The 18,855-nt window shown below is 38.7% G+C and carries 16 protein-coding genes; 5 read left to right on the top strand and 11 right to left on the bottom strand.

Annotated features, from left to right (window positions below; all coding sequences use genetic code 11):
• Nucleotides 1-114: 114 nt before the first annotated feature.
• The 4 genes from ACFEL9_RS14100 to ACFEL9_RS14085 all read left to right on the top strand — a co-directional run bounded on the left by ACFEL9_RS14100 (nucleotide 115) and on the right by ACFEL9_RS14085 (nucleotide 3,015).
• The gene (locus tag ACFEL9_RS14100) at nucleotides 115-348 is read left to right on the top strand and encodes a helix-turn-helix domain-containing protein (RefSeq protein WP_385891100.1); all 234 of its coding nucleotides are present in this window, start codon (nucleotides 115-117) and stop codon (nucleotides 346-348) included.
• 400 nt (nucleotides 349-748) lie between these two features.
• Complete coding sequence (locus ACFEL9_RS14095; protein ID WP_385891097.1) at nucleotides 749-1,567, top strand: zinc ribbon domain-containing protein; 819 nt, start codon at nucleotides 749-751, stop codon at nucleotides 1,565-1,567.
• A gap of 76 nt (nucleotides 1,568-1,643) precedes the next feature.
• Entirely contained in the window at nucleotides 1,644-2,813 is a 1,170-nt protein-coding gene (locus tag ACFEL9_RS14090) for an SDH family Clp fold serine proteinase (protein ID WP_385891094.1), read from the top strand.
• 1 nt (nucleotide 2,814) lies between these two features.
• Nucleotides 2,815-3,015: a hypothetical protein gene (locus ACFEL9_RS14085; RefSeq protein WP_385891092.1), complete on the top strand. Its 201-nt coding sequence runs from the start codon at nucleotides 2,815-2,817 to the stop codon at nucleotides 3,013-3,015.
• A 399-nt stretch (nucleotides 3,016-3,414) separates the two neighbouring features.
• Here ACFEL9_RS14085 and ACFEL9_RS14080 read toward each other — a convergent pair whose 3' ends face one another.
• Together ACFEL9_RS14080 and ACFEL9_RS14075 are read right to left on the bottom strand one after the other, a co-directional pair.
• Nucleotides 3,415-4,953, bottom strand: a complete 1,539-nt coding sequence (locus ACFEL9_RS14080; RefSeq protein ID WP_385891090.1) for a hypothetical protein — start codon at nucleotides 4,951-4,953, stop codon at nucleotides 3,415-3,417.
• A gap of 618 nt (nucleotides 4,954-5,571) precedes the next feature.
• Nucleotides 5,572-5,781: a hypothetical protein gene (locus tag ACFEL9_RS14075; protein ID WP_385891087.1), complete on the bottom strand. Its 210-nt coding sequence runs from the start codon at nucleotides 5,779-5,781 to the stop codon at nucleotides 5,572-5,574.
• A gap of 1,027 nt (nucleotides 5,782-6,808) precedes the next feature.
• Here ACFEL9_RS14075 and ACFEL9_RS14070 point away from each other — a divergent pair.
• Nucleotides 6,809-8,578, top strand: a complete 1,770-nt coding sequence (locus tag ACFEL9_RS14070; RefSeq protein ID WP_385891085.1) for an ELWxxDGT repeat protein — start codon at nucleotides 6,809-6,811, stop codon at nucleotides 8,576-8,578.
• A gap of 201 nt (nucleotides 8,579-8,779) precedes the next feature.
• Here ACFEL9_RS14070 and ACFEL9_RS14065 read toward each other — a convergent pair whose 3' ends face one another.
• The 9 genes from ACFEL9_RS14065 to ACFEL9_RS14025 all read right to left on the bottom strand — a co-directional run bounded on the left by ACFEL9_RS14065 (nucleotide 8,780) and on the right by ACFEL9_RS14025 (nucleotide 18,853).
• Nucleotides 8,780-9,106, bottom strand: coding sequence for a hypothetical protein (locus ACFEL9_RS14065; RefSeq protein WP_385891082.1), 327 nt, complete (start codon nucleotides 9,104-9,106; stop codon nucleotides 8,780-8,782).
• Nucleotides 9,075-11,516, bottom strand: a complete 2,442-nt coding sequence (locus tag ACFEL9_RS14060) for a TonB-dependent receptor domain-containing protein (protein ID WP_385891080.1) — start codon at nucleotides 11,514-11,516, stop codon at nucleotides 9,075-9,077. The genes ACFEL9_RS14065 and ACFEL9_RS14060 overlap by 32 nt, the downstream gene beginning before the upstream one ends.
• 228 nt (nucleotides 11,517-11,744) lie before the next feature.
• The gene (locus ACFEL9_RS14055; protein ID WP_385891077.1) at nucleotides 11,745-12,113 is read right to left on the bottom strand and encodes a nuclear transport factor 2 family protein; all 369 of its coding nucleotides are present in this window, start codon (nucleotides 12,111-12,113) and stop codon (nucleotides 11,745-11,747) included.
• A gap of 233 nt (nucleotides 12,114-12,346) precedes the next feature.
• Complete coding sequence (locus ACFEL9_RS14050; protein ID WP_385891074.1) at nucleotides 12,347-12,904, bottom strand: hypothetical protein; 558 nt, start codon at nucleotides 12,902-12,904, stop codon at nucleotides 12,347-12,349.
• Between the two features lie 144 nt (nucleotides 12,905-13,048).
• On the bottom strand, nucleotides 13,049-13,789 hold the full coding sequence (locus tag ACFEL9_RS14045; protein WP_385891072.1) for a LytR/AlgR family response regulator transcription factor: 741 nt from the start codon (nucleotides 13,787-13,789) through the stop codon (nucleotides 13,049-13,051).
• Nucleotides 13,790-13,819: 30 nt separating this feature from the next.
• Complete coding sequence (locus ACFEL9_RS14040; protein WP_385891069.1) at nucleotides 13,820-15,859, bottom strand: sensor histidine kinase; 2,040 nt, start codon at nucleotides 15,857-15,859, stop codon at nucleotides 13,820-13,822.
• Nucleotides 15,860-16,405: 546 nt separating this feature from the next.
• Nucleotides 16,406-17,203, bottom strand: a complete 798-nt coding sequence (locus ACFEL9_RS14035; RefSeq protein ID WP_385891067.1) for a hypothetical protein — start codon at nucleotides 17,201-17,203, stop codon at nucleotides 16,406-16,408.
• Between the two features lie 121 nt (nucleotides 17,204-17,324).
• The gene (locus ACFEL9_RS14030; protein WP_385891064.1) at nucleotides 17,325-17,900 is read right to left on the bottom strand and encodes a cupin domain-containing protein; all 576 of its coding nucleotides are present in this window, start codon (nucleotides 17,898-17,900) and stop codon (nucleotides 17,325-17,327) included.
• A 212-nt stretch (nucleotides 17,901-18,112) separates the two neighbouring features.
• Entirely contained in the window at nucleotides 18,113-18,853 is a 741-nt protein-coding gene (locus ACFEL9_RS14025) for a LytR/AlgR family response regulator transcription factor (protein ID WP_385891061.1), read from the bottom strand.
• Between the last annotated feature and the right edge of the window lie 2 nt (nucleotides 18,854-18,855).

Genomic DNA, 18,855 nt, shown 5'->3' with positions numbered 1-18,855 from the left:
TCGCAAACTTATTAATACGCTACGAATATAATAAAAAAAAGAACGTGTAGAATAACTGTACCACACCTATTCGATAACTTTCGATGACCTTTTCCGATTGATAAAAGTTTTTCAATGGGAAAGGGACCTAGTCAAGAATTTCTAAAGAAGTTTGGAGAAAATTTAAAAAAAATTAGAGAGGGCGTTGGTATTTCGCAACGTGAATTAGCATCCCTATGTGTAGTAGACCACAGCCATATTTCTAAAATCGAAAGAGGAGAAAAGAATATTACAATTCTGACAGTGTTTGAGCTAGCAAATGCCCTTGGAGTAAAAGCGAAGAAGTTGCTGGATTTTGAAGTTGAGTAAGCAATGTTGGTTTTAGTTGGAATTAAAAATAATAGGTATTAGATTAGCATCTTCATAGGATAAGGTTTAATGGTTAATGGTATTTGATTAGGGCCCCTGGCATATACTTGCTGGGGTTCTTTGTTTGAAGTGCCTTTTAAAAACAACGACGATTAAACTGGACGATGTCAACAAATATGTAGGAGGTAGTGTAAAAGTTTGTGGTAAGGTGTATGGTATCCGCTACTTGAAACAGGAAAAGAATAGCCAACATTTATTATTATTGGTGCTTCTTATCCTAATCAACTATTGACGATAAGGAGCAGGTGGTGGTGAATATGGTATTACAAATAAGGACTCGATAAAATTCGAGTCATAAAGAATTAAATAAGAGAATTTCTTCAGATAATAGTAGTCAAATATGATACTTCCATCGATTCCTGACAGCGTGGCAAAATTTTTCACATATTCTGGAATAATCTTGATTGGATTTGGATATTATGAAAGTATGAACGCTCGCAAGGCGTATACTTCACATGAAGATCGATTAAATGCAGCTATCGATTCACTTAAAATTCAACAGATAATTCGTGAACAGCGAAAGGACGAATTAAAAAAACTGTCTTCTGACTTGGCAAAAATTAATGACGTAAAAGACCCAATTACTGATCATGATTCAATAGTCTATTTTCAAAAGACTTTATCAGGAGCTTCAAAAGAAAAACTAGTAACTGATTCTATAGCACCTAAATGGCAGGACTTTAAAAAGGTTGGATTTGAAATTAAGCTATTAAGTACTAGGCTCGACATTTTAAAGGAAGTCCTTGAAATAGAAGATGATCGTGATACTCAAAGCCAATGGTTTTTCGGTTGCATAGCATTTTTGGGATTAATGATGACGGCTATAGGAATAGCCGGAATGCAAACAAGACAATCGCTAGAGGAAAAGCATATGCTCATTGACATTCGTGATAAAGGAGGCCAATTCAATCATTGTCAAAGCTGTGGCCGAAAATTTAATTCTATGGTAAAACCGGATAAAAATGTACCCGAAACCGTTAATCTCGCGTTTTGTAGTGATTGTTTCAAATCCGGTTCTTTCGTAGAACTAGACATAACTCAAGAGGAATATTTAGCCCGCTGGATTAATGATAATCCTAGCACGTCGAATTCCAAAATAAAGGAATTACGCAAGCATCTATCAAAGCTGGAACGTTGGAATGCGAATAGGTTTGACTAATTTTTTGTATATACAAAACGAATTAGAGCAATGACAGATGTGCTGCCTCGATAAAATGATTTTTAAATCTATAGGTATGGGTATTTATAGTGATTATTTAAACAGCAAAATGAGTTTTGAGGAACTCACTAAAAAACGCAAAGAGCAATTGGCTGCAATTGCCAAAATCAGGGATGATAGAGATATTATTGTGTATGCCAGTGATATTAATAACAAAGCAAATGCCCCGGTAGGTATTGACTTTTCAGATATTCTCCCGTTTCAAGATCAACTATCAAATCTAAAGGGGAAGTCTATCGATGTTATTTTAGAAACACCTGGTGGAATAGCGGAAGCAGTGGAAGATATGGTACGCCTACTTCGTTCACGTTATGATCACATTGGTATCATTATTCCAGGTACTGCCAAAAGTGCTGGTACGATTTTCACAATGGCTGGTGATGAAATTTTGATGGGACCTGCTTCTTCATTAGGTCCCATAGATGCTCAGATTATAATGTCTAATAAAAGATTTTCCGCAGATGCATTCTTGGAAGGATTGGAAAAAATTAAGGAAGATGTTCTAAAAACCGGAAAATTAAATCCTGCCTATATTCCTATTTTACAGAATATTTCACCGGGTGAAATTCAGCATTGTGAGAATGCTCAAAGTTTTTCTAAAACCTTAGTTACTCAATGGCTTTCAAATTATAAGTTTAAGTATTGGGAAACTCATTCATCTACCAGTCAGCCTGTAACTCTACAAGAAAAAGAGACTCGTGCAAAAGAAATTGCAGATAAATTATGCAAGCATTCGGATTGGCTAACGCATGGTAGATCAATTCCAATAACTGAACTAGAAAAAATGGGGCTTAAAATTACAAATTACTCAATAAACCCTCAATTGAATGAAGCAATAACAAGATATTATACTTTGTTAAAAATGTCACTGGAAACATCCAACATTTATAAAATATTTGAGACAACAACGACACAGGTATTAAGATTTGCTGTACCTAATGCACCTTCCCCCTCCGCCAATAATAATCAGCATGCCAATAATGCCATTGTTAATATAGAGTGCCCGTCATGCAAACAGAAATATGAAATGCAATTGCGACTTACTTCTTCAACCCCAGTTGAACCTAGTAAAATTCAATATCCGAAAAATGACAAATTTATTTGCCCAAATTGTAAAATGAATATTAATTTAGCACCATTAAGACTTCAAATTGAATCTCAAACAGGCAAAAAAGTCATCTCTTAATATGGAATCAATAAACCAATTACAAGACGTTGGCCGTTTTGATGTCATATTCGAAAAGTTAGAGGAGGCCAAAAAAGAACAAAATTTAAGTTTTCCAATTGAACTTGATTCAATTTTGGAGATAAACAAAACAATCCTTCTATTTAAAGAATACCAAGAAAGCTTTACAGAATCTTCATATTCTATTTTCACAAGAAGCTAAAGCTTTGTATCTTTTTTTCTTATTAAGTGCTGCCTTTTGTCAAGGGCAAAGAGACATTCTTTTATCTACATTTTTTTCTGCTTGTTAGTTTTTGTAGACTTGTATGTTTTTTCAGTTCTTCATAAAACTGTTTAATTCTATCGGAATTCCCTAACCAATGATCTAATATTTCCTCCTCCCGGCTCTGATGAAGTATCACGCCTGTGAACGATAAGACACCGAACTTATTGAAAGATTCAACACTAAAGTGGAGGAATGTTTCAATTAAAGATAAAACTATTAAAAAACTGCCAAGAAGAAACAAAGTGGTGAACCTTAAATTCGGAAATTGGCTAAAATGTATTTTGCAACTATTTCAACTACAATAAAATTTATTTGTCACAAAAATTAATTGTGTTTTTACCTCCTACCAAACCTTCTAAAGGCCTGAATCGTTTGGTAGAAGCCATAGGCGACAAAGACACGCCCCAAGAAATCCCAAATGTATGACCATGAGTTTAAGGTTAACGATATTTGCTTTGCGAATAAAGTTTCCAATTCAAAAAATCGTATCGGATTCATAAACTTTAGAAAGCTTGGTATAAGTGTAGTATCAATGTTGGGGATATAAAAATGATATTCATCAGTGGAAATCAGCAAAGCACAATAAAATAAAATACCAACAGAGAATGAAAACAATACTCCCTGTATCCAACTTCTACCAAAATTGTTTGAAACCAAGTTTAGCCAAAGATTAATTTTATTAAAGATCTGGGAGAAGTGCCAGTCAGTTTCGTAATAGTGAGCTTCGATTTCGCGTGCACTATATTCTAACGCCCTAATGGTGTCTCCCTGTTTCTGATAAGCGGTAGCCAGCTGCCCAAAGGCCAGTTGAGCTTGTGAATGGTTAACATTATTACCAACTTTTACTTGCTTGGGAAAGTTTGTTTCCGAAAGAAATATCTCTGTAAGTTTACTATTTTCAAAACGCATCACAGCTTTAGAAAAATCACAATAAATGAAGTCTGTTTTTCCCAAATTTGATGATATAATAGAAACGACGCCGTCGCTGGCCATTTTCATTTCGCTTATAGTTAGAACTCCTTCGTTATAAACGTTTCGAAACATAAGCGATTTCGTCTTTACTCCTTTAATATTAACAAAAGAGTCCTTAATATTGGTGTCACTTAATTCCAAAACGGCAATCTCACAATCAAATATCTGAGCGACTCGAAAACTAGAAAGAGGCAGATGAAAAGCATTAAACTTATTACTGCCATCGATTTTTAATTTCGGTGAATCTCCTTTTATGTTCATCAATGATAAATTATCAACATTTGATTCTTCAAATTTTAAAAGGCCGTTAACGACTACTCCTGACATAATCAGTTTGTTCGCCGTTATCTTATTTAAGCTAATCCAATTGGTTACACTAGATCGACCAACATCGATTTTCTCAAATACAACATTTTCAATTATTAGTCTTTGGCATGAAAGTTTATCTAGGTAAAGAAGTTGAGCCTCCTTATTTTGGCCAAGATTTACATTTTGAATTCTAACTTGAACTGCATTACCCGAAAGCTCTATTTTATTACGAACTGAAATGTCATCTAATGTGAAGTCATTTTTTCGATCAATCTCCATCAAATAGCTTCCATTAAATGAACAATCTTTAAAAGATGTATTTTCTACTATTGACTTCACATCCTTGTTGAAAATGCAATTTGCAAAAGAAACAAAACCGGCCATATCTCGCCCGAGTACCGTTACATCAGCCTTAAAAAGGCAAAATTCGAATCTCAAAGAGGATTGTCTGCGATCAGACATAACATTGCCTCCGATCTGTATGGTAAAATTAAAAATTACATTTTTCAATGGTTTTAATGTTTCGCCATTAGCTCGCCTTTGAAGTAATAACTCAAAGTCATCTTTTAACAACTCTATATTTTGGCTATTCATTTTATATTCTCTCTACTTTGAGTTATAAAAATCCTAGTAGCACCTAGAACCTGCAAGTTAAAATATCGCATTACTGACGTTTAAAAATATTCTAAAATTTATGAAAGTAGAAATTCTCTCCTCTAAGACTATGGATTGGGATATGAAGCGCCGTTTCGGGAACGAAGTTTCTTTCGTCCGTTTCGGGCAATGTTTCTGTACTAAGGTATGTGCAAAACAGGTGACATTGAGTTTGCGTAACAGATGTTGGAATAAGATAGTAAAAGACTTCCATTTTCAGAACGCTACCTACATCATTCTTAATTCAATAAAACACCTTCCTGCCTAGGGAGTAATGATCCTCCTGTAATTACACTTATTATTAATGTTAACTAAAAAGGTTCCCTTGTTTAATTTTCACTGGCAAATTTTGAAACTCGAAACTTGTGCAATCTACCATCCTTTATCCCCTGGCTTCTCTTCTATAACAGCATGGCATCGGTGATTTGATTGGAGCGTGGCATATATGCGAAAGGGCTCTTTATTTGAAATTGATGGTCACTTTTATTTAATCCTAAAAGAATGTTTCGCCTGGCACGGCACCACTGTATTAACTTTTGCAGATATTCAGGATTCTACTTATAGTAAACCGTCTATGTTAAGTTGCGACAAGTACGGACTTAATTGGTCTGTGCTTGAGAAGGTTCTTATCCGTTCCGGTACACTATCATCAAGGCGACGAATCATTTCGACATAGAAGGAGTCAATTTGAATCAGGCTGATCTTATAGCCGTCTATTTCTCTATCGCCGATCTTGGTGCCGGTCCAGATAACATCTATCTGTGACATTTCATCTAAAGCGTTAAATTCATACAATATCATTAAGTGAGATTTTACAGCATAAGTAATAACTTTTGCGTATAAAAACAATCCGCTACTTGAATTAATCTCAAACTGAATTACTATGACTTCTACTGAACTTCTGACACGGGTCCTGCTTGCATCTTTTGTTTCTTTTAGTTTGGGGTTTTTATTTGCCAGGAATGGAATCAAGAATGGATATTACCTTGTGAAAAGAATCAGAAATAATAAAGAGGCGGATATGCAATTAAGCAAAAGGCTAAAAAAGATAGAAAGCGAGATTTTCGAATTTGAAAAATAATTATTCATACAGACAACAATGTATTCTTACATTTTCTAAGTTGTCTGGCCAATACCACAACTTTTTTCCCGCTGAAGTCTACCAACATGTTTCCATTCTTTCCACGGATGCACTTGCCATGTGACCGGCGAACGGCATTGCATTCACAACCCTTGAACGAATTGTCTGTTTGTCTATCGCCTTTATAAATGTATTCTCCCAAGTTGTACTCCTTACATGTTAACCATGAATCCATCGTTCAGATAAATAAATATATCTACAACGTTTGTATTCCGACTAAATGCCATTAGAATAACCCCACTTGCTTAATGTCCACTGGCAAATTTTGAAACTCGAAGCGCTGTACTATCTGCTAAGTTTTATCACCCTGGCTTCTTTTCAATAACAGCATAGCATCGGCGATAAACTGGCCGGTAAAGTGTTTGTTGGAATATTCCAGCCAGCCTTTTTCATATTGCCATAGTGTATCCCCGATAATTGAATAGCAATTTATCGTTTCTATGAAAGTATATTTACTAAGTATTAATACGAATTAAAATAGTGATTAACCATTATTTGTCGAAAAAAATGCTTTTTTTTCTGATAATTGCTATTTAATATCATTTAGTTTTATATAACGTTGACCCAATTCCAGGTCTTCCTGCATCGCCATCTTTCTTTTTAGCACTACCTCCACCTCCAATATCCCTTGTAAAAATAAATTATCCGATACAGATGAAACTGAAACGTATAGTTATACCTATTATCCTGTCCGTCATTTCCTTTAAGTCTTACCAGCAGGGGTTTACTTTATTAAAAGATATCAACCCAGGAACGGCCAGCAGCAATGTTTGCTATCTAACTTCCGTAAATAATACCCTTTTTTTTGCAGCTAATGACGGTGGCTGCGGCATGGAGCTCTGGAAAAGTAATGGCACGTCTACTGGCACACTCCTGGTAAAAGATATTCACGTTGGCCCAGCAAGTAGTAGTATAGGATACCTTACTAAAGTAGCCGCATCCGTTTTTTTTGTGGCTAACAACGGAAGTAATGGTACTGAACTCTGGAAAAGTGATGGTAGTGCTGACGGTACTATGATGATTAAGGATATCAGACCAGGTCCGCTTGGAAGTAATCCCTCTGCATTGGCAGCAATGGATGACATTTTATATTTTGCCGCTGATGATGGAGTAAGTGGTGTAGAGTTGTGGCGAAGTGACGGAACGGTGGAAGGGACATTTATAGTAAAGGATATCAATCCATATTCTGGCAGCAGTTATCCTCAATCCTTAGCTGATTTTAATGGGGTTTTATTGTTCGCTGCCGACGACGGGAAAAAAGGGATGGAGCTATGGAAAAGCGATGGAACCGCGGGCGGTACAGAATTAGTAAAAGATATTTGGATCGGTATAAACTCGGGTTATCCTTTTGAAATTACCAATGTAAACGGAATTTCATTTTTTTCGGCAAACAGCGGAACAGCCGGAACAGAACTTTGGAAGAGTGACGGCACTGAGGCCGGTACCGTAATGGTGAAGGATATTTGGAAAGGGTCAGCCCATAGTTATCCATTTGCGTTTAAAAATGTAAACGGGGTATTGTTTTTTTCTGCGAACAACGGGGAAACGGGTACGGAACTTTGGAAAACCGATGGGAGCAGTAAAGGCACTTTATTAGTAAAAGACGTGTGGCCCGGTGCGGAAGACGGAACCACAGGCAATTTTTCCAAATTATTAAATAAACTATTTTTTACGGGGAACGATGGACTCAATGGTTTTAAAACCTGGGAGAGCGATGGCTCTGAATCAGGAACTCATATCTCAAAGAGGGTTGGTAACCCAGGGAACGGAGTTATGCAGGAGTCTGCCGAGACTGCTAACCACATATACGCAGGTATCCGTGAGCCGGAACTTGGCCGTGAGCTTTGGTCAATCGAATATAATTCAGTGCTTCCATTAGAACTTATTGACTTTAAAGTGACGCTTGTATCAAACAATGCAGTGCTAGACTGGGAAACAGGGAATGAAAACAGCACATCACAATTCACAATCGAGCGAAGTTTTAATGGGACTGATTTCCGGCAGGCTGGTGTGCTTGCAACAGCAAACAGCCCTGGTACCCACAAGTATAATTATACAGATGTTAACATAACCGGATTGCCGGCCACAGAAGTTTATTACCGGTTGAAATATATCGGTCAAGCCGGAAGTGACCTTTATTCAAAAATTGTTTCGGTTGCGTTACCAGCCAAAAACAACAGTATTCAGCTTTATCCTAATCCTGCCAGAGGACTTTTAAACCTTGCGATAGCATCGCAACGCAAAGAAATCAGGCATTGGAAAATCATTGATGTTTCCGGGCGGGTCGTTATTCAAGATTCGAGACAGTTAACAACGGGATATAATTTGTTATCACTTAATATAGACAACCTGCTTCCTGGTGTATACTATATTAAATTCAATCCTAATCCGCTTTCGGAAACAATTTGCTTTCTAAAACAATAATTAATCTGAAACGAAATTTGAAAAACCGACATCCGGCTGTCTCCATTTTTGGAGACGGCCTTTTTTTAAATGTTTTGAAAATGATCCAATTTAGACTTTCAAATTTCTGATCCGGGCAATAAGACAGCTAATAATTAACCGCCATCCATTTTATTAAAATACAAATATCCTCGTGCCAACTATTTTACAACCTCAGCGTTTTTATGATAGGTCTACCCCGCCACGCTCATGATCATGCTGGTCATTAAAACCGGGTACAACTGTTTTCCCTTTTAAGTCAATTCTTTTTGTTTTTGAAGTTGTTAATTTTTCAATCGCGGCATTGTTTCCTGTTGCTAAAATTTTATTGCCTTTAATTGCAATTGCCTGAACATACAATTTGCTGGTGTCGGAAGTAAATATTTTTCCATTGATTAAAATGATGTCGGCGGATTGAGCAGATACATTTACTTCAGAGCAGGCAAGCACGAACCGCGGCATAGAAAGATTGCCATTACTATTCAACCCGCTTTTTCTCTTCTTCTGCACCCGTCGTAATGTTTCTGCTCTGTTTCAGCTTTGTGTTACCAAAATTTCGTGAGTAGGTAATCTTGAAAGTCCTTTGTGCGAATTTGAAACGAATGTCGCCCACAACGTTATGCTCCGGGATGTCTGCATAACTTCTGAATTCAAAAATATTAAATACATCATCCACCGAAAAATTGATGGCATCTTTTTCGGACATTTTTTTTCTCAGCCCAAAATCAAGCTTACCCATTGCCCTGTTCACTGCGATACCACGCAAAGACCGTGACAGATAAAACCCGGATAGCTCAATTGAAAAATCTTTCGGCAGGTTAAACCGCTGGCTCATATAAATATTAATGTTTTTATTTTCCAGCCGTACCGGCTCGTTTTTATAAATGGCATTCACCTGTTCCCACAGGCCGGTTATATTATAAAACATGCTCCACCATTTTGAAACAGTTACCGGAATAGAAACGACAGCAGACACCAGCTTTTTATTCTTAAGATTTTCAGCGGTGACGATTGTCTTGTTGGTTACCGAATCAACTGTTGGCTGGAATTCTGCTATGGCATGGTCTTCTTTGGCAAACGCTACCGAAAAGAAATATTTTTTAAAGGAATAACCCAAACTCACCTTATTGGAAATGGCAGGCTGCAAAGCAGGATTGCCGGTCAACACCGAATTTGAACTGGTAAAATAAGTAAAGGGGGCCAGTTGATTGATTTTAGGCCTGTCAATTCTGGCGTTGTAGGAAACTGAGAAGGTATTATTATCATTCACCTTATGCGAAAGAAAAAAACTGGGGAACAGGTTTCCATAATGCCGGTCAACAATATTTTTTGTATCCTGCGTACCGAGATTCGAATTGGTGTACTCATAACGAAGGCCTGTTTTGATACTGATTTTTTCGCTTGCAGTCATATTAAATGAAATGTAGGCAGCGGAATAATTTTCTTTGAGTGTATATACCGCAGAGTAGGAAGGATCTCTCTCCCAGTTATTTTGTACCAGTCTTTCATAACTGATGTCATTGGTAAAAGAAGCGATGGTTCCCTTGATGCCGGCATCCATGCTTATTTTTTTGGAAAGTTTCCTGGAATAATCTGCACCCGCTACCCAAAAATCTATGGGAGTCTTTTTTTTGCTTCTTGCTGTGGAATCATGAATAAAAGCCTCAGCCTTGTCAAAAAATTGGGTATAATAGTTGACAGGCTGGTCATTAATGTAGTGAATATAATCTGCATTCACCTTTAAATCCTGGCCATCCTTAAATGTGTGTTGCAGGTTAAGATTTGCACCATAATTCAACAAGTTATTAATCTCACTGTTGGAACTGGTCCGCAGTGTATCAGGCTGACCGTTTAAATAAGTCGGGTTGTTTCGGCGCTCTCCCTGCCGGAACAACCTGCCGCCACTTGTAATTAAAAGCCCCAATAAGGTGCGGCTGCTTGCCTGGTAATCCAACCCCAACCGGGCATTATAATTCCAGGTGGTATCAACTCTGTCTGTGTTGAAATAATTTTCGGTAATGTTCCCGTTATTGGATACCCGGCTGTATCCATTAAACGGAGTAGGTTTTTTTATTCTTGATAAAGAAATATTCCCGAAAACATTTGTTTTTCCCTTACGGTGATTCATGTTCTGGCTTGCCTGGCCCATCCATCCTTTGCCATAGCCAAGGGTGCCGGATATGGATCCGTTAGTGCCAAAATTGTCATTCTGTTTTAAAACTATATTGATATAACCGGCATTTCCCTGTGCGTCAAAATTCGCTGGCGGTGTTGTAATAAGCTCTATTTTGTCAATGTTTGCTGCGTTCATGCCTTCCAGCATTTGTATCACTGATGAAGCGGGTATGTAATTTAATTTTCCATTGATCATTACATTTACTCCGTCTCTCCCAAGCATGGAGATAACATTATTTTGCCGGTCAACCATAATTCCTGGTGAACGTTCCAAAACTTCGAGGGCGGTATTGCCAGCAGACACAATGCTATTAGCCACATTCACCACGGTGCGGTCTATCTCCTGCACAATAAAGGGGCGAGTGGCCATCACCTTTACTTCACCAAGCTGTTTTACATTTTCTGAAAGATTCAATACAGGAATGGTGACAACAATTTCGTTTTCGCCAACAATTACCGGGGACAGGGAGTAAGCAGTTTGATACCCCGACATTGAAGCTGATAAGAGGTAAGTGCCCGGGCGGATATTTTGAAACTGATAATTCCCGGCTTTATCTGATACTGCGCCTTTTACCAGAGAAGAGTCCCGGCTGTTGAACAGCAACACATTTGCGTTGGAAAGTAACTCACCGTTTGAGCCTGTTACTTTTCCCTGGACCATCTGGCTGTACAAGCCGGAGCTTATAAACAGGCTGATGAACATGAAGATGTAAAGGGTAATGTTTGGAAAAGGATAATTTTTCATAACAAAAGGTTGAATACGTGAAAACAGTAATGTGGCATGGTAGAGTGAGATCATATACGGTCCCGATATAATCCGGGTTGCAAGATTCACCATGAACACAACTCCGAACTGTTCGGCTAAATGTGGTTCATCATTACTTCGGCATTTGTTTCACCGGGTCATACTGTTGTACTTCTTTTACAATAGGAACTACTACTCCTGCAGTCATTAACCACTTCCCGTTTACTTTCACATAAACCAGGGTCTCCAGAATATCATGTGCGTCGTCTTTCTTTCCTTCAAGCGGATGGCGACAAACTTTTTCTCCATTACCGATTCTTTAAATATTGTTTTATGATAGGCCTGGTGTGCATATTGAGACTCCTTTTGCGCTTTCCACCACATACCTACGCCATTCACCCAGTCGATATTTTTTGTGGTGTAGTTTTTCATATCATCATAATTATGATTGTTCCAGCTATATATCATGGCATCAATTTGTTTATTAATGGCTGCCTTATCCTTTGGGCGGTTTTGAGCATGGAGGATTCCACCTATTAATAAGAAAACAGTTGCAGGAACAAACCGAATCGACCCTAAACGGATAAACTTTTTCATTTTAAACTGCTTTAGGTGAGTGAATAATTTTAAACAAACTTCCGGTCAAATCGAAGCGGATAGTGTAACAATCCTTTGAAGACAGTTTATTTTTATGTGGGGGAACGTTTTGGGTGGGCGAAGAAAATCACCAGTTGCAACGAAATACCTGACAGAATCTGCAACTTGAGCCGAAGGACTTTGTTCCAGAATTTATCTCTGCCAAATCCGCTCTTTGCCCGCTAAAACCCAACCTACAATTTATACGGCGCTTTTACATAATAATTAATGGTACCCCCTTCGATAGAAGTAAAGCCTTCTGGATTTACCGGATGGCCGATGTGCCGACCTGTAAAACTTCCACTTGCATTTTGAAATCTGCCGGTTCCGCCGGTAATGGTATGATTAAAAATTGCCAAAAACGTACCGTCTGCTAAGGGAGTGGATGTTCCTGTAAATACCGTATAAAAAGTATCTCCATTAGCCGCATAAAATGTAGAGGCGCCGGTTAATTGAAATGGGGGCGGAGTGGTAAAATTGATAGTAGACTGGATAATAAATTTGCTTTGCCCCAGATGACTAGCCTGCCCTATTCCTGTGATCCTTGCTTGCAGTAACGGCGGAGGGCTCAGAATTTCCCTTGTAGTAGGATAAGATCCTTTAAAGGGAAGCCAATTTCCTCCTTCTGTCACTTTTTGGGTTGCTGAAATTGTTTCAGTCTCCGGTACAATTATCATTTCTTTTTTACATGACAAAAAAAGAAGCTGGAAGGCAAAGCCCCAAAGAAATAATCCTGGTAGTTGATGTTTCATTTTTAAAATGCTTTTAGTGAGTAAATAATTTTAAACAAACTTCGGGGCAAACCGGAGCGGTTTGCAAACCAATCCTGTGAAGGCGGTTTATTTTTACGTGAAGAACCGTTTTGAGTGAGCGAAGAAGATCAGGGAAGCCACAGCTTACAGCCAACCAAATTTTTGCACCAGCCGTTCCTTCTGGTTTTTTGCTACGGGAATATTGATATCTCCCTGCATCACGAGGTAAGCGGCTTCTCCTTTGTGATAGGATTTGATGTGATCAAGGTTGATGAGGTATTGACGATGTACACGCAAAAAATTTCTTACTTCCAATACTTCCTGCACTTCACGCAGTGTTTTACTTAGCAGGTAAGTTTTCCCGTCGGTTAAAACAAGTTTTGTGTAATTCCCTTCCGCTTCACCATAAACCAGGTCTTTCAGTTCTACAAACACAACACCGGTGTGAAAGGGCACCGCTATTTTTTGTGGTGGTTGTTGTCCCTGCAATTGTGATCGCAATAATTCAATTTGTCGCTGATCAATCCGCAGGTGCTTTTCAGCTTTTTTTACAGCCTCCTGCAATTCGGATGTATCCAATGGTTTTACCAGGTAATCAAGAGCGCTGAACCGGAAAGCCTTTAAAGCAAATTCATTATACGCAGTTACAAAAATCAAACTAAAAAATATGTCATTTAACCGATCCAATAATTCAAACCCATTCATTTCCGGCATTTCTACATCGAGAAAAACCAGATCCGGTTTCAGTGAGCGGATCGCCTGCAATCCTTCTACGCTGCTCGTGTATTGCCCAGCTATTTCTACCTGCGGACAATGCATTTTTAACTGTAATGCCAGCAAGCGAATACTGTCGGGTTCATCATCAATCAAGATCGCTTTTAACATCGGTGTAAACTTGAATACTTCAATAAATTTCTAAATCAATATTTCTATAACCACTTCCGTTCCTGCGGCATTCCCTTCCGCATCGGTCAAATCATTCACCTGCACATTAGCATTGGTTTTATATAGGTGATTGATAAGAGCGATGCGTTCTCCTGTCACTTTCATTCCAAATGATTTACCGGCGATAGCTGATTTACTTTTTAACTCAGCAGCCCTGGCCCGGCCGATACCATCGTCTATAATGGTAATTTGCAAACGCTCCGCTTTCAGCTGCGTTATTTTTACATGTACACTTCCTCCTTCTTTTTTGTGCATCAATCCATGCCAGATCGCATTTTCCACATATGGCTGCAGAAGCAACGGTGGTATTTCAACCAGGTCAGTATCGAGAGCCGGATCTGTTTCGATAGTAAAGTTCAATTTATTTTTAAACCGCATGGCTTCCATTTCCATGTATAGGGCTAAGGCTTCCAGTTCATTTTTCAGTGTAACTTTTTCTGAACGGGAATTTTCCAGCACTAAACGAATAAGACGGCTGAACTTGGTAAGATAATCAGCCGCTTTGGCCGATTCGTTATCGGTAGTATAAAGTTTGATTGAATTCAGGCAGTTGAAAATAAAATGCGGATTCATTTGTGCACGGAGCGCCGACATTTCTATTTCTGACAACTTTTGTTCAAAAGACAACTGCAACTGCTCAGCATGTTGTTTTTCCAATTGCAGGCTTTGTTGTTCAATTTCATTTGTACGCTTCGTCAATTCGGTTTCAAGTTGACCGGTATAATTCTGTTGTAAATTATTTTTTTCAACTTCTATCAATTTGTTTCGCTTCGCTAATGCCAATAAAAAACAAAAAAGTTCGGTAAATAAACCTAAGGCCATAAAAATGGGTGGAAAGTTCATGAAAGCCTGAAGCTGTGGTGATAAATCCAGCCTGAGAAAATATCCTTGCAAGGGAGAAACGGCAATGACATAAAAATAGAGAATGATTTCGCCCACAAGCAAATAGATCTTTAGTTTGCTTTTACTCCGGATGGTGGCGATGATCATTAACAAACCCATGAGCACTCCGGGTAGCCCATCTATTAAAAAGTACCAGGCTGTGCTTTTAATTAAAATGCCGGTGAAAAGTTGAACAACCACCATCACCTGCAAGAAGGCGAGGATGAACAGGAGGGGCCGTACCACCCGCCAGATCCCGGGCTGCTCAGCGGGGATGGAAAGGAGCCTGGATAAAAAAAGAACATGCAAAATGCTGAGAATATAAGTAAATGAAAAAGATGTAGGATGACCCAGCCAGGGCAGAAAGGAAGGAACGAAACCCAAATGAAAACGGGGATTGGCTAATTCCATCATCCAGCAAAAAGCAAGCGCCGCATAGAGCGCATAAAATAAAAATGCTTTGTCCCTGTTTAAAATATATTGAAAGAAAGTGTATAGACTCATCAGCAATAAACAACCAATAAGCATCGGCATTAAAAAAAATACCCATTTATTATTTGAATTGTCAGTGAGCAAAGCAGCCTGGTAGGTTTGTGTGGTATGAATAGTGCCCGTAACCGGGTACATCAACACAATGTAATCTGCAATGCGAACAAAATAACGGTGGGTCGTATGAGGTGGAATCACCAAAGGCATTCCGAATATTGTCAATGGGTCTTTTACAGGAGTGCAAAGTCCATTACTTTCAAGATAGGTTAACCTGCCATTTGCTTCGGAATAAAGCGAGGCTACCGCATGAGCCCAGTGAACATACCACAAATGAATAGTATCGGCCGGATGGGTGTTTGTTATTTTGAATTGCAGCCAGACCACCTGGCTTGTCCGTTTCATTTGAAGGATATTGTGATATTTTGCAACTGACGATGATGCAAATGGAATAAATGATTGTTTTATCACTTCGCTTAGTGGCTGGGTAGTATCTCCTGATGGGTTTTCATAAAACAGTGCATAGGGTTCAATGGATATGCCCCGCGCTAATTTGGGTTGGCCATAAAGCTCAAGACTGGCCTTTTGAGCCAGAAGTGGTTGAGTGGCTAAAAAAAACACAAAAATCAGAAAGCTTCTCATTGCAGTTGAAATGCTTTCTTCTAATTTAAGAAATAGAGGAAAATTGTTGGTAATTTTCTTGTGAACGACCGCTTTTAGTTAGTGCAGGTTTTGAATATGCTGATAACTGAAGGAAAACATTTGGTCCTCCATTGTCCGTGTTCATTCAGCAAGATTTATCGAATATTTTAAGCAACGAACTAAGTAGATTTTTCAGCACACATTTTCCTGCAACCTTTAACAATCTAATGTCATTATGGCGATTTCATACTTTGTTGCAATATAAAATGACGCTCAAGTTGTAAAAGATAGAAAGCATATAACTTGAATGTCGAAAAGGTATACTATTCGGAAAAACATAAAAAGAAAGCACATGATTTGCTTCCTTTTTTTACGGCGGAGGATATCGGGGTCGAACCGCCGATTTCTAGCGTGCCACGCTAAATCTCTATTGAAGTCCGCTGAGTTCTTTTGTCATTTTAACGGGCTGGTTTTGGATGCAGCAGCTGACTCTTCCTTTTCTTTTTCCATTGTCGTTAGTTTGAATGAATTTTAAATTCACGTTTTTCAAAACATTTTTGCTATCACACCTGCTATTGCCTGCCAAAAAGGGGTGTCTCTGATATCCCAGATAATTCTATTCAACAACATGAGGCCGAATACCAGTGTAAAGGGGCTGATACGTTTTGTCCGCCACGAATCTACAGCGGCAATTAGCCCTGCAATAATCACAATAATGTTTTTGGATATCTCAATGCTACCGTCACGACTGGCATCGAGCCAGGCCCTCAACGTCCTGGCCAAAGCTGGGCTAATTAATATAAAAGCGGTGCTACACATAAAGCGGCTGTGCAAGGTCGGTTTATGTTTATAAAAAATGGCGAGCAAATACAGTATGGCAAAGAATATGATCAGGGGCACGTCCAGCGCAATCCTTCTTGCAACAAGTGCTATTTGTCCATCCTGTGCTAACTCACGCTGAAGGCTGGAAGAGGTAACCAAATACATTGAGAACAGTATCAGTGGAACCAGTACATAACTCAGGCGACCCGCCAATCGATGCAATTTTATTTTTCCCTTCAAAATAAGAAAGGGTTGCAGCAATAACATAAGCAGCCACCCTATCATCATCATGCCATGAAAGTGTATGACCCAGGTAAAGTGAAAATTGCGACCAGTACGCGTAGTATAGTCAGCAAAACCGGGGAAGTGTCGGATATACGTTTTATAAAATCCGACATGCGCCAACACTAATAAAAGAATGATGCCAATCATGATACGGACGATGGCTCCCCGGGAAATGAGCTGCCCGCTTTGCAATGAAACATTCTTTGGTGTTTCAATTTTTGATTTTTCTGGTTGCATGGTTATTGCCTGCGCTTTTTATGCTTTTATTAATTTGGAAATGCTCTTCATTACTATAACAATATTTTCAAGTTCGGCTCCGGCAATGAACACCGGCGCCGATAAGTAAAACCGGCCAGGGTCACTGCTTCAAATAAGTCAAAGGAGGGCCAACTTTTTCAAAACCGTGTTCTTTCCTGAGATTGTTCCTTTCTTCTTCGGACATATTTTTAGCTTCTCCTTCACTGAGTTTCTTAAAATACTCTTCCATCTTACCGGCAGGCTGATGGCAGATAATGATTTTCGCCTCTCCCTGCCCGATCTTCGCAAAAGTGTGTGGCACCATTCGCGGCCCAAATACCAGATCTCCTGCTTTGGCATTATATGTTTTATCGCCTACTTTGATGAGAAACGTTCCCTGCAATACATACCACCATTCATCTGTATCATAATGTGTATGCAAGATGGGTCCACCTTCTTTTAGACGGGTTGACTCAAAAACATACATACCCCCATCTGTGTCTTTGGTTGATACTTTAGTGTAAAAATTGTCTCCTTCGAAAGGGGAAATGCTTTTATCAAAGCGGTCCTTCCCGGCATCAACCTTGAAGCCTTTGTCATCCCTGGCCCTGGAACCAGGTCTCGCATTTACATAAAAAGGCGCTGCAAGAAAAGAGCCGATGGCAATGCCAAATTTTAAAAATGATTTGCGTTGCATAATGGTTATTTTATTTATGAAGAGGTTTAAAAATTTAATAATAACCTTGATTGTCCTCCCGAATTTGCAGCCTGCTTTTAAAATCAGATGTGATACCTTGATCTTCTCAATGCAAATTATATTCGAAAATAAATTGTGGAAAGAGGCAATGAGAAAGTGGGAGTGTTTATTGAGTAAGTGAGGCTTGAAGTGTTTGTCCCGGCCGCCCTGTTTTAATATCCAATTGCCTGTAAAAAATCAGCTTTTTTTCTTTTAGAGACATCAAGAACATTTCCATTGCGCATTACAACCTGCCCGCCTTCTCCACGGATGTATTTGTCCACAAAAAACTTATTTACAATAGTTGAGTGATGAATGCGAATAAAAATATCCGCAGGCAGCAACTCTTCAAAATCTTTTAACGTACGGCTTACCAAAAACTTTTGGTCAGTAGAAAGATAGATGTTTGAATAATTGTCACTGGCTTCAAGATAAATGATGTTTTCAATATTGATGAATTGAAGCCCATCACTTGTTGGTATTGTCAGCAATTTTGTCTGCTTCTTCTGCAAATGCCCGATCAGGAGATCTAATTGTGAGGATGAGGGAGGTTGTTTTTTCTTTTCTTCTGCCCTGGCAACCGCTCTTTTTAATTCTTCTATTTCAACCGGCTTCACCAGGTAGTCCAGTGCACAACTTCGAATAGCTTTTATGGCATAATGATCATAAGCTGTAACAAAGATGAGCTCAAAATTTTTGTAGGTCAGTTGCTGCAACATTACAAATCCGTTCATTTGAGGCATTTCAACGTCAAGAAAAACAAGATCCGGTTTCAATTCATCAATACTACGAATCCCTTCTTCCGGATTATCGCAGCAGTCAATGATCTGAACTTGTTTGCAATGATTGGAAAGTTTTTCGCTTAACGAGCTAAGATTACTTTCGTCATCATCAATTAACACGGCTTTCAGCATGA

Origin of the sequence: Terrimonas alba (assembly GCF_042434975.1) — a bacterium.
GTDB classification, from domain to species: Bacteria; Bacteroidota; Bacteroidia; order Chitinophagales; family Chitinophagaceae; genus Terrimonas_B; species Terrimonas_B alba.
This window is presented reverse-complemented; position numbering and strand designations above follow the sequence as displayed.

Excerpts from the sequence above, each read along its gene's own strand:
- ACFEL9_RS14100 (WP_385891100.1), top strand. The coding sequence starts at position 115 with ATGGGAAAGGGACCTAGTCAAGAATTTCTAAAGAAGTTTGGAGAAAAT.
- ACFEL9_RS14095 (WP_385891097.1), top strand. The coding sequence starts at position 749 with ATGATACTTCCATCGATTCCTGACAGCGTGGCAAAATTTTTCACATAT.
- ACFEL9_RS14090 (WP_385891094.1), top strand. The coding sequence starts at position 1,644 with ATGGGTATTTATAGTGATTATTTAAACAGCAAAATGAGTTTTGAGGAA.
- ACFEL9_RS14085 (WP_385891092.1), top strand. The coding sequence starts at position 2,815 with ATGGAATCAATAAACCAATTACAAGACGTTGGCCGTTTTGATGTCATA.
- ACFEL9_RS14080 (WP_385891090.1), bottom strand. The coding sequence starts at position 4,953 with ATGAATAGCCAAAATATAGAGTTGTTAAAAGATGACTTTGAGTTATTA.
- ACFEL9_RS14075 (WP_385891087.1), bottom strand. The coding sequence starts at position 5,781 with ATGTCACAGATAGATGTTATCTGGACCGGCACCAAGATCGGCGATAGA.
- ACFEL9_RS14070 (WP_385891085.1), top strand. The coding sequence starts at position 6,809 with ATGAAACTGAAACGTATAGTTATACCTATTATCCTGTCCGTCATTTCC.
- ACFEL9_RS14060 (WP_385891080.1), bottom strand. The coding sequence starts at position 11,516 with ATGAAAAATTATCCTTTTCCAAACATTACCCTTTACATCTTCATGTTC.
- ACFEL9_RS14055 (WP_385891077.1), bottom strand. The coding sequence starts at position 12,113 with ATGAAAAAGTTTATCCGTTTAGGGTCGATTCGGTTTGTTCCTGCAACT.
- ACFEL9_RS14050 (WP_385891074.1), bottom strand. The coding sequence starts at position 12,904 with ATGAAACATCAACTACCAGGATTATTTCTTTGGGGCTTTGCCTTCCAG.
- ACFEL9_RS14045 (WP_385891072.1), bottom strand. The coding sequence starts at position 13,789 with ATGTTAAAAGCGATCTTGATTGATGATGAACCCGACAGTATTCGCTTG.
- ACFEL9_RS14040 (WP_385891069.1), bottom strand. The coding sequence starts at position 15,859 with ATGAGAAGCTTTCTGATTTTTGTGTTTTTTTTAGCCACTCAACCACTT.
- ACFEL9_RS14035 (WP_385891067.1), bottom strand. The coding sequence starts at position 17,203 with ATGCAACCAGAAAAATCAAAAATTGAAACACCAAAGAATGTTTCATTG.
- ACFEL9_RS14030 (WP_385891064.1), bottom strand. The coding sequence starts at position 17,900 with ATGCAACGCAAATCATTTTTAAAATTTGGCATTGCCATCGGCTCTTTT.
- ACFEL9_RS14025 (WP_385891061.1), bottom strand. The coding sequence starts at position 18,853 with ATGCTGAAAGCCGTGTTAATTGATGATGACGAAAGTAATCTTAGCTCG.